Here is a 10757-nt window from a genome sequence, read left to right as displayed (position 1 = left end):
CCGTTTAGTACGTTATTGCCGCTGTTACCGGTCATTACGTTGTTCAGGGTATTGCCGTTGGCATTGATGTTGGCCGTGCCGGTCAACACGAGGTTCTCGACGTTTGCACCCAGGCTGTAGCTGACAGACGACCGGACGATGTCTATACCGCCACCTACTTCGTTGTTTTCAACGACGACGTCGCCAGCATTGTCGACGATATACGTGTCATTGCCGCCGCCGCCGATCAAGATGTCGGCACCGGCGCCACCGTCCAGCGTGTTTTGCCCCCAGTTGCCGGTGATGACGTTGTTCAAGGCATTACCGGTACCCGAAAGGCTGGCGGTGCCCATCAGCGTGAGGTTTTCGACGTTCGCGGTAAGGGTGTAATCGATATAGCTGAGCACAGTGTCGATTTCGGTCGGCAGGGTGCTGGTCTCGATGACGGTATCGCCGACATTGTCGACAAAGTAGGTGTCGTTGCCGGTACCACCGATCATGGTGTCGGCTCCGGCCCGGCCGTTGAGAATGTTGTCCAGGGCGTTGCCGATCAGGCTGTCGTCATTGGCGCTGCCGACGGCATTTTCGATCTTCGCGCCGTACGCGATGGCCAGGCCTTCGTTGAAGGCTGTCATGGTCTTGAGATCGAGGAAGGCCTTGCCGATCTGACTGAAGGCACCCTCGTTCAGGTCGATGCGCACGGCATTCAACTGGTTGGTGGCATCGATGGTGTCGTTGCCACCAGCATCCCAGATGGTCTCAAAAACTGATTGATTGCTCGCCCAGCTATAGGTGGTGTTACCGGCCTGCCACGCGGTATTGGCGCCATACAGACTCTGAATCGCAAGGATATCCAGAAGCATGGGCGTGGTGGGCTGGTACGAATAGCTGTCGTTGTAGCTCATCACGGTGAAGCGCACATCGTCCAGCGATGCATCCAGCACGATGCTGTTGGTCAGGCTGGTGGCGAACGGATGCTTGAGGCCGATGGCGTGACCGATTTCGTGAACGAAGGTCAGGTAATCGTATGAGCCTTTGCCCGGATCCGCCTGATTGGTCTCGGGACCGATCCAGACGTCGCCGGACTTGGGGGTGCTGCCGGGCAGGTAGGCCCAGGCCATTGTCCCGCTTCCCATCAGTGAATAGCCGCCGAAGCGCAGATCGCCTACGTTGGTGATGGTGTCGGTGGTCTGGCTGAACGTAATTTTCGCCACCGAACTCCACGCATTAAGCGCGCTGACGACAGCGATCTGCTGATTGGCGGTCAGGGAGAAAACCGCATTGTATTCGTTGGCGGCGCTGTAACTGGTCGCGAAATACGAAGAAACCGGATTGATGAAGCTATAGGTCAGTTCGGTGGGCGCACTTTTGTCATACCACTTGGTGCTTTCCCATTGGGTGCCGGAAATCAAGCTGTCGACGGCTTTGTTGTAGGTCAATGAAGACGAGGTACTGTCGGTTGATTGAGTCGGGCGTGGCATGCGGATTTTCCTGGATGGGCTGCGGCCTTTCCTGGAATGTGGCCGCTACAGAAGATGATTTTGCAACAAAAACGTTACTAGTGACATCATATTGACACTATTTTTTTGACTGGCTGACGCGTGGCATCCAGAACTGATGTGTCGGCTGATCACATGGATTACTGAAGTCGGCAAACGTATCCTGCGAAGAATCAAATACTTTGCAGGATTTCCCATGCACGCCGCCACGCCAGCACTCATCCGCGAAACCTTCCCCGTCGGCCCGCTCCAGTGCAACTGCACGATCATCGGCGACCCGATCACCAAAAAGGCCATCGTCGTCGACCCAGGCGGCAATCCGGATCTGATCATGGCGCGTCTCGATGCCCACGGTCTGAAAGTCGTCAGCATCATCCACACCCACGCGCATCTCGATCACTTTCTCGCCTCCGGGCAGATGAAGGAAAAAACCGGCGCGACCCTGCATCTGCACAAGGAAGACCAGTTCCTGTGGGACAACCTGGAGATGCAATGCCAGATGTTCGGCGTGCCTTACACCCCGGTACCCTCACCGGATCGCTGGCTGAGTGACGATGAAGAACTCGCCTGTGGCTGCGGTGTGGCGTTGCACACGCCGGGTCATACACCCGGTTCCATGAGCTTTTGGTTTTCCGAGGCTAAGCTGTTAATTGCCGGTGACACGTTGTTTCGTCGCGGCGTAGGGCGCACGGATTTGTGGGGCGGCGATCAGGCGACCATCGTGCGATCGATCAAGCAGCGGCTTTACACACTGGATGAAGACGCGACGGTCGTTACCGGGCATGGTCCGGATACGCGTCTGGGTGATGAAATGCGTGAAAATCCTTTCGTGCGGGCGTAAATAATTTGTAATGGGTGTGCGGCGGAATTTTTACGCATAGTCATGATCAAACGCCCGCAGAGGTTCATTGCCAAACGGCCGCTGCACCATAGAATGCAGAAACGTAGGAGCTCTTCATGTTCACCAAGCGTCGTTTGATTATTGTCGCCACGGCCGTGGCCTTGCTGTCCGGCTGTGCTTCGCCTAACCCCTATGACAATCAGGGCCAGGCCGACGGTGGCTCCCAAGGCATGAGCAAAACCGCCAAGTATGGTGGTCTCGGGGCACTTGCCGGTGCATTGGCCGGTGCCGCCATCGACCACAACAACCGTGGCAAGGGCGCCTTGATCGGTGCAGCGGTAGTGGGGGCTTCGGCGGCCGGTTACGGTTACTACGCTGACAAGCAGGAAGCGAAACTACGCGCCAGCATGGCCAACACTGGCGTTGAGGTGCAGCGTCAGGGCGATCAGATCAAGCTGATCATGCCGGGCAACATCACCTTCGCCACCGATTCGGCGAACATCGCGTCCAGTTTCTATCAGCCGCTGAACAACCTGGCCAACTCGTTGAAAGAATTCAACCAGAACCAGATCGAAATCGTCGGCTACACCGACAGCACCGGCAGCCGCCAGCACAACATGGACCTGTCCCAGCGTCGTGCGCAGAGCGTGGCGACCTATCTGACCTCGCAAGGTGTCAGCGGTGCCAACCTGTCTGCCCGTGGCGCCGGTCCGGATAACCCGATTGCCAGCAACGGCGACGTCAACGGCCGCGCGCAGAACCGTCGGGTTGAAGTCAACCTGAAGGCGATCCCGGGTCAGCAGTATGGTGGTCAGCAGCAACAGCCGGGTACGGTTCAGCAGTATCCATAAGTGAAGGCTTGAGTGAAGCAATGCCCGGTCCTGGTGATCGGGCATTTTTTGTCTGGCCTGCTCGCGATGGCGATCAAATCGGCACCACAGAACCATCAGATACAAAAAAGCCCCCGGACAACAGCGTTGTCCGGGGGCTTTTTGTTTGCAGCGAAGGCTGATTATTTCTTCAGGCCATATTGCTCATCGAGCATGCCCGGCGAGTTCGGGGTCTTCGGTGCGTAGTCGCGTGGAGGCTCCTGATCGCGCGGTGGCGTCAGGCGTTCGCGCGGTGCCTGCGCAGCGTCAGCGTGCAGGGCAGCGATCAGGCGCTGGCGGGTCTGCTCGTCCAGGGCCAGACGGTTGGCACCCTCGGCGAGATGATCCTGCACTTCCTGATAGCTCTGGGTCAGCTTCTTCACCAGCATCGCGGTGCTGTTGAAGTGGGTGACCACCTCGTTTTGATAACTGTCGAAACGCTCCTGGATATCATCCAGTTGACGCTGCGTACGGCTCGGCGCGGCGTTCGGCGCAACGCGCGCGATCAGGAATCCAATGGCGACACCCACAACCAGGGCAAGAGTCGGTAACAACCAAACTAAGAGCGAGTGTTCCACGAGTCCTTCCTCTATAAACGGCTTTGCTTTACGTTAACGGCTCGAACCTGCGCTGTATACCGCGATTCACTCGCAATAGATTGGCACAGACAATTTGCTAGACGAGTCGACCCGACTCGAGGTCACGGAGTTCCTTCCTTGCTGATGCGTGAAACCCCCGTAGTGATTGATGGCCCAATCGGCCAACTTGAGTCTCTGTATCTGGATAACGAGCAGCCGCGCGGTATCGCGCTGATCTGCCATCCTAACCCGGTGCAGGGCGGCACCATGCTCAATAAGGTCGTCTCGACCCTGCAGCGCACCGCGCGCGACGCCGGGCTGATCACCCTGCGCTTCAACTATCGCGGCGTCGGCGCCAGCGAAGGCGCGCACGACATGGGCACCGGTGAAGTCGACGACGCCCAGGCTGTCGCGGCGTGGCTACGGGAAAAGCACCCGGATCTGCCGCTGACCCTGTTCGGTTTCTCCTTCGGCGGATTTGTTGCAGCAAGTCTCGGCGGGCGTCTTGAAGCGCAGGGCGAGCAACTCAAGCACCTATTCATGGTCGCGCCGGCGGTGATGCGTCTGGGCGATCAGGATCAACTGCCCCAGCAGGGCGAGTTGACCGTGATCCAGCCGGAAACCGACGAAGTGATCGATCCGCAACTGGTTTACGACTGGTCCGACAAACTCCAGCGCCCCCATGAGCTGCTGAAAGTGGCAGAATGCGGACACTTTTTTCATGGCAAGTTGACCGATCTCAAGGATCTGATCCTGCCGCGTCTCTCGAATTGATTGCAGTCTGACAAGCGATTACCCATGACGAACCGTACCCGCATCCTCACCGGCATCACCACCACCGGCACGCCGCACCTGGGCAACTACGCCGGCGCCATCCGCCCGGCGATCCTTGCCAGTCGCGACAGCAATGCCGATTCGTTCTACTTCCTGGCCGACTACCACGCCCTGATCAAATGCGATGACCCGCTGCGCATCCAGCGCTCGCGTCTGGAAATCGCCGCGACCTGGCTGGCCGGTGGCCTCGATGTCGACCGCGTGACCTTCTACCGCCAGTCCGACATCCCGGAAATCCCCGAACTGACCTGGCTGCTGACATGCGTTGCCGCCAAGGGCCTGCTTAACCGCGCCCATGCCTACAAGGCTTCGGTGGACAAGAACGTTGAAACCGGTGAAGACCCGGATGCCGGTATCACCATGGGCCTTTACAGCTATCCGGTGCTCATGGCAGCAGACATCCTGATGTTCAACGCGCACAAGGTGCCGGTCGGTCGCGACCAGATCCAGCACGTAGAAATGGCTCGTGACATTGGTCAGCGATTCAACCATTTGTTTGGTCAGGGCAAAGAGTTTTTCACCATGCCCGAAGCGCTGATCGAGGAAAGCGTGGCAACGTTGCCAGGCCTCGACGGGCGCAAGATGTCGAAGAGCTACGACAACACCATCCCGTTGTTCTCCAGCGCCAAAGAGATGAAGGACGCGATCTCGCGGATCGTCACCGACTCCCGTGCGCCGGGCGAGGCGAAAGATCCGGACAACTCGCACCTGTTCACCCTGTTCCAGGCGTTCTCCACCCCGGCGCAGTCCGAAGAATTCCGCAGCGAACTGCTCGGTGGTCTGGGTTGGGGCGAGGCGAAGAATCGTCTGTTCCAGTTGCTCGACAACGAACTGGGCGAGTCCCGCGAGCGTTATCACCAACTGATCGAGCGTCCGGCGGATCTCGAAGACATCCTGCAGCTCGGCGCGAAAAAGGCCCGTGCCGTGGCCACGCCGTTCCTCAACGAACTGCGTGAGGCCGTCGGCCTGCGTTCGTTTGTCAATCAGGTTCAAGTCGCAGCGGCCACCAAGAAAAAAGTGGCGAAAGCCGCACGATTCGTCAGCTTCCGTGAAGACGACGGCAGCTTCCGTTTCCGTCTGCTGGCCGCCGATGGTGAGCAACTGCTGCTGTCGCGCAACTTCGCCGATGGCAAAACCGCAGGGCAGGTGACCAAGCAACTGCAATCTGGCCAGCCTCTGGATGTGCGCAGCGAAGACCTGAACTTCAGCGTGTGGCTGGAAGGCGAGTGCGTTGGCGACAGCCCTGCATTCGCTGACAGTGCAGCGCGGGATGCGGCTATCGAGGCCCTGCGCATCGCTTTGACACCTGTTCAGGAATAATCAGCGGCTCGGCCCGATCAAGGGCTGATTGCCATTCCCACGGGCCGTCGCTACAGTGACGGCCCGTTTTTGTTGCCTTGCTAACGAATTATGACGCCCCTAGAACGATACCAAGCTGATCTGAAACGCCCGGACTTCTTCCATGACGCCGCGCAGGAAACTGCTGTGCGTCATTTGCAGCGCCTGTACGAGGATCTGATCGCCGCCGATCAGAACAAGCCGGGGCTGCTGAGCAAACTGTTTGGCAAAAAGGATCAGACGCCGGTCAAGGGTCTGTACTTCTGGGGCGGCGTGGGTCGCGGCAAGACTTACCTGGTCGACACTTTCTTCGAAGCGCTGCCGTTCAAGGAAAAGACCCGCACTCACTTCCACCGTTTCATGAAGCGTGTGCATGAAGAGATGAAGACCCTCGGCGGTGAGAAAAACCCGCTGACCATCATCGCCAAGCGTTTTTCGACTGAATCGCGGGTCATCTGCTTCGATGAGTTCTTTGTCTCCGATATCACTGACGCCATGATCCTCGGCACGCTGATGGAAGAGCTGTTCAAGAATGGCGTGACCCTGGTCGCGACTTCAAACATCGTCCCGGACGGCCTGTACAAGGACGGTCTGCAACGTGCGCGCTTCTTGCCAGCCATCGCGCTGATCAAGCAAAACACCGAGATCGTCAACGTCGACAGCGGCGTCGACTATCGTCTGCGTCACCTCGAACAAGCGGAACTGTTCCACTATCCGCTCGACGAAGCCGCTCACGAAAGCCTGCGCAAAAGCTTCAAGGCACTGACGCCGGAATGCACCGCTGCGGTCGAGAACGATGTGTTGATCATCGAAAATCGTGAAATTCGCGCGTTGCGTACCTGTGACGACGTGGCCTGGTTCGACTTCCGCGAACTGTGCGACGGCCCGCGTAGCCAGAACGATTACATCGAACTGGGCAAGATCTTCCATGCCGTGCTGCTCAGCGGTGTCGAGCAGATGAGTGTCACCACCGATGACATCGCTCGACGTTTCATCAACATGGTCGACGAGTTCTACGACCGCAACGTGAAGCTGATCATTTCTGCCGAAGTCGAGTTGAAAGACTTGTACACCGGCGGACGCCTGAATTTCGAGTTCCAGCGCACGCTGAGCCGTCTTCTGGAAATGCAATCCCACGAATTCCTGTCCCGGGCGCACAAGCCTTGAACAGCTTCGGCAATTAAAAAAGGGCCTGCCAATGCAGGCCCTTTTTATTTGCGCTGAAGACTTCTCGGACTCACAGCAATCCCCCTTCGCGAGCAAGCCCGCTCCCACAGCGGATCTCTGTATGCTTCGGGGGTTAGGCAGCCTGCTGGAACTGCTGCCGATACTGGTTCGGCGACAGCTCGGTGTGCTGGCGGAACAACCGCGCAAAGAAGCTCGCATCGTCATAGCCGACTTCATAACTGATGGTCTTGATGCTCTTGCGGCTGCCCGACAGTAAACCCTTGGCCGTTTCGATGCGCAGCCGTTGCAGGTAATGCAGCGGTTTGTCACCGGTGGCAGTCTGGAAGCGGCGCATGAAGTTGCGGATGCTCATGCCGTGTTCGCGGGCCACGTCTTCGAAGCGGAACTTGTCGGCGAAGTGTTCTTCGAGCCAGTGTTGAATTTGCAGAATGATCACGTCCTGATGCAGCTTTTGCCCGCCGAAACCGATGCGCCCTGGCGAGTAGTTACGCTGCACCTCGTAAAGAATGTCGCGGGCCACAGCTTGCGCCACGTTGGCGCCACAGAAGCGCTCGATCAGATAGATGTAGAGATCGCAGGCCGACGTGGTGCCGCCAGCGCAATAGAGATTGTCGGCGTCAGTCAGGTGCTTGTCCTGATTGAGGTGAACCTGCGGGAAGCGTTCGGCAAAGGCGTTGAAGAAGCGCCAGTAAGTGGTTGCTTCCTTGCCATTGAGCAGCCCCGCCTCGGCCAGCCAGAACACGCCCGTGGCCTCGGCGCATAGCACGGCGCCGCGGGCGTGTTGTTCGCGCAACCAAGGCAGGATTTGTGGGTAACGGCTGCACAGCGTATCGAAATCGTCCCAGAACGCCGGGAGGATGATGATATCGGTGTTTTCGAGACCGCCATCCACCGGCATGACGACATTGCTAAAGCTTTTCACCGGTTGGCCATCAGGGCTGACCAGGCGCGTTTCAAACGCCGGTGTCAGGCCGTGGCCCAATTGTTTGCCGTAGCGCAGGCTGGCCACATGGAAAAAATCCTTGGCTTGCATGAGGGTGAAGGCGAAAACCTGGTCGATCGCCAGGATGCTGACGCGCCGTAAGGGCGTGGAGACTTGCTTAGACATAATTCAACTTTTGTTTTGTTTTTATAAGGGAAAGTGGTCACCAGACGGCTGGATCGTCTTATTTTTTGTCGGATGTGTCCAGTGTCCTGTGTCGGAGGGGAGGCTTAGTCTCTGAAGGGTGTATCCCTCCAATAACAAAGAAAGGTGCCGCATGATTCCCAGAACCTTGTTCAGCTCCGAGCACGAATTGTTCCGCGACAGCGTACGAACATTCCTCGAAAAAGAGGCGGTGCCGTTTCATGCGCAGTGGGAGAAACAGGGCTATATCGACCGCAAACTGTGGAACAAGGCAGGGGAGGCTGGGATGCTCTGCTCGCATCTACCTGAGGAATACGGCGGGCTGGGGGCGGACTTTCTTTACAGCACCGTGGTGATCGAAGAAGTCGGTAGGTTGGGCCTGACCGGGATCGGTTTTTCACTGCATTCGGACATCGTCGCGCCGTATATCCTGCATTACGGCAGCGAAGCGCTGAAGCACAAGTACCTGCCGAAACTGGTGTCGGGTGAGATGGTCACGGCTATCGCTATGACTGAGCCGGGCGCCGGTTCCGACCTGCAAGGGGTCAAGACCACGGCCGTGCTCGACGGTGACGAGTATGTGATCAACGGCTCCAAGACATTCATCACCAATGGCTTTCTTGCCGATCTGGTTATCGTTGTCGCCAAGACCGATCCGAAGGCCGGCGCCAAAGGCACCAGCCTGTTTCTGGTCGAGGCGAACACGCCAGGTTTCGACAAGGGCAAGCGCCTGGAGAAGGTCGGAATGAAGGCGCAGGACACGTCGCAATTGTTCTTTCAGGACGTGCGTGTGCCGAAAGAAAACCTGCTGGGTCAGGCCGGCGCAGGGTTTGCTTATCTGATGCAGGAACTACCGCAGGAACGTCTGACCGTGGCGATCGGTGGCCTGGCCTCAGCTGAAGCTGCGCTGCAATGGACGCTCGATTACACCCGTGATCGCAAGGCGTTCGGCAAGGCGATTGCCGACTTCCAGAACACTCGATTCAAACTGGCGGAAATGGCCACGGAGATTCAGATCGGACGGGTGTTCGTCGATAAGTGTCTGGAGCTGCATCTGCAAGGCAAACTCGACGTGCCGACGGCAGCGATGGCCAAGTACTGGGGCACGGACCTGCAATGCAAGGTACTCGACGAGTGCGTGCAGTTGCATGGCGGTTACGGCTTCATGTGGGAATACCCGGTGGCCCGGGCGTGGGCGGATGCGCGCGTGCAGCGGATTTATGCCGGCACCAATGAAATCATGAAGGAGATCATTGCGCGGTCGCTTTGAACTTAGGGTGACTTGGCGGGCCTCTTCGCGAGCAAGCGCGCTCCCACAGGTAAGGGGATCACTTGTGGGAGCACGCTTGCTCGCGAAGGCGGTTTATCTACCGATCACGGTGCAGGGTTGGGGTGATCCTTATGAATCGCCTCAATCCCCTCCAGCACGTCATCCGAAAGCTTCAGATCAAAACTGGCAATGTTGCTGTCCAGTTGCTCAAGCGTCGTCGCACCAATGATGTTGCTGGTGACGAATGGTTGCTGGGTCACGAACGCCAAAGCCATCTGCGCCGGGTCCAGACCGTGTTCACGGGCTAGCGCCACATAACGGGTGCACGCGGCCTCCGATTGCGCGTTGAAATAGCGGCTGAAGCGGCTGTAAAGGCTCAGACGGCCTTTCGGCGGACGTGCACCACCTTCGTACTTGCCCGACAAAAAGCCGAACGCCAGTGGCGAATAGGCGAGCAAGCCGCACTGTTCGCGGATGGCGATTTCCGCCAGGCCTACTTCAAAGCTGCGGTTGAGCAGGTTGTAAGGATTCTGGATCGACACCGCGCGCGGCCAGCCACGGGCTTCGGCCAGCGCCAGGAAACGCATGGTGCCCCAGGGCGTTTCGTTGGACAGGCCGATGTGGCGAATTTTGCCAGCCTTTACCTGTTCGTCGAGTGCTTCGAGGGTGTCCTCCAGAGGTGTCAGGTTGGCTTCGATCTTGTGTTTGTAGCCCAGTTGTCCGAAAAAGTTGGTGCTGCGCTCTGGCCAGTGCAATTGATACAAATCGATGTAATCGGTCTGGAGGCGCTTGAGGCTAGCGTCGACCGCTGCGGTGATGTGCTGACGGTTGTGGCGCAGGTTTTTGTCGCGGATATAGTCGATGGTGTTGCCCGGGCCTGCGATTTTGCTGGCGAGGATCCAGTCGGCACGATCGCCGCGACTTTTGAAGTAATTGCCGATGTAACGCTCGGTGGTGGCGTAGGTGTCGGCTTTCGGCGGCACCGGGTACATCTCGGCGGTGTCGATGAAATTGATCCCGGCTTCCTTGGCCCGTTCGATCTGGGCGAAGGCTTCAGCTTCAGTGTTTTGCTCGCCCCAGGTCATGGTGCCGAGGCAGATTGCACTCACGTTCAGGTCGGTACGGCCTAGCTGGCGATAGTCCATCGGGTGCTCCTTGGGCAAAACAATCATAAAAGCAGGTTGAAATATTTTTCGCAATCTGCATAATTGCCGACCTCTTTCTGCAGTGGAGGT

At 58.0% G+C, this 10757-nt stretch carries 10 protein-coding genes; 6 read left to right on the top strand and 4 right to left on the bottom strand.

The features are described from left to right. The coding region (locus ACIOU6_RS27045) for a M10 family metallopeptidase C-terminal domain-containing protein (RefSeq protein ID WP_401139750.1) at nt 1–1460 on the bottom strand (1460 nt) is incomplete at its 3' end. Between the two features lie 214 nt (nt 1461–1674). Between ACIOU6_RS27045 and ACIOU6_RS27040 the strand changes: the two genes are divergently transcribed. Together ACIOU6_RS27040 and ACIOU6_RS27035 are read left to right on the top strand one after the other, a co-directional pair. Next, on the top strand, nt 1675–2319 hold the full coding sequence (locus ACIOU6_RS27040; RefSeq protein ID WP_123449247.1) for an MBL fold metallo-hydrolase: 645 nt from the start codon (nt 1675–1677) through the stop codon (nt 2317–2319). Between the two features lie 116 nt (nt 2320–2435). Continuing rightward, nucleotides 2436–3170: an OmpA family protein gene (locus ACIOU6_RS27035; protein ID WP_103306232.1), complete on the top strand. Its 735-nt coding sequence runs from the start codon at nt 2436–2438 to the stop codon at nt 3168–3170. Between the two features lie 161 nt (nt 3171–3331). Here ACIOU6_RS27035 and ACIOU6_RS27030 read toward each other — a convergent pair whose 3' ends face one another. Further along, nucleotides 3332–3766 carry a YhcB family protein gene (locus ACIOU6_RS27030; RefSeq protein WP_221731524.1) on the bottom strand — a complete coding sequence of 145 codons (435 nt, stop codon included), beginning with the start codon at nt 3764–3766 and terminating at the stop codon, nt 3332–3334. Between the two features lie 144 nt (nt 3767–3910). Here ACIOU6_RS27030 and ACIOU6_RS27025 point away from each other — a divergent pair, with 144 nt between their 5' ends. From ACIOU6_RS27025 to zapE, 3 genes are all read left to right on the top strand, one after another. After that, nucleotides 3911–4540: an alpha/beta hydrolase gene (locus ACIOU6_RS27025; RefSeq protein WP_221731601.1), complete on the top strand. Its 630-nt coding sequence runs from the start codon at nt 3911–3913 to the stop codon at nt 4538–4540. 24 nt (nt 4541–4564) lie between these two features. Next, on the top strand, nt 4565–5920 hold the full coding sequence (locus ACIOU6_RS27020; RefSeq protein WP_401139746.1) for a tryptophan--tRNA ligase: 1356 nt from the start codon (nt 4565–4567) through the stop codon (nt 5918–5920). Between the two features lie 90 nt (nt 5921–6010). After that, on the top strand, nt 6011–7105 hold the full coding sequence (gene zapE / locus ACIOU6_RS27015; RefSeq protein ID WP_150652045.1) for a cell division protein ZapE: 1095 nt from the start codon (nt 6011–6013) through the stop codon (nt 7103–7105). A 133-nt stretch (nt 7106–7238) separates the two neighbouring features. Here zapE and ACIOU6_RS27010 read toward each other — a convergent pair whose 3' ends face one another. Further along, on the bottom strand, nt 7239–8135 hold the full coding sequence (locus ACIOU6_RS27010) for a GlxA family transcriptional regulator (RefSeq protein ID WP_221731600.1): 897 nt from the start codon (nt 8133–8135) through the stop codon (nt 7239–7241). Between the two features lie 250 nt (nt 8136–8385). Between ACIOU6_RS27010 and ACIOU6_RS27005 the strand changes: the two genes are divergently transcribed. Beyond that, nucleotides 8386–9522, top strand: a complete 1137-nt coding sequence (locus ACIOU6_RS27005) for an acyl-CoA dehydrogenase family protein (RefSeq protein ID WP_221731522.1) — start codon at nt 8386–8388, stop codon at nt 9520–9522. Nucleotides 9523–9626: 104 nt separating this feature from the next. On the opposite strand, the gene ACIOU6_RS27000 is transcribed toward ACIOU6_RS27005, so the two are convergent. Further along, entirely contained in the window at nt 9627–10667 is a 1041-nt protein-coding gene (locus tag ACIOU6_RS27000) for an NADP(H)-dependent aldo-keto reductase (RefSeq protein WP_221731521.1), read from the bottom strand. Between the last annotated feature and the right edge of the window lie 90 nt (nt 10668–10757).

Source organism: Pseudomonas sp. NPDC087615 (assembly GCF_044743445.1).
Taxonomy (GTDB): Bacteria; Pseudomonadota; Gammaproteobacteria; order Pseudomonadales; family Pseudomonadaceae; genus Aquipseudomonas; species Aquipseudomonas baetica_A.
This window is presented reverse-complemented; position numbering and strand designations above follow the sequence as displayed.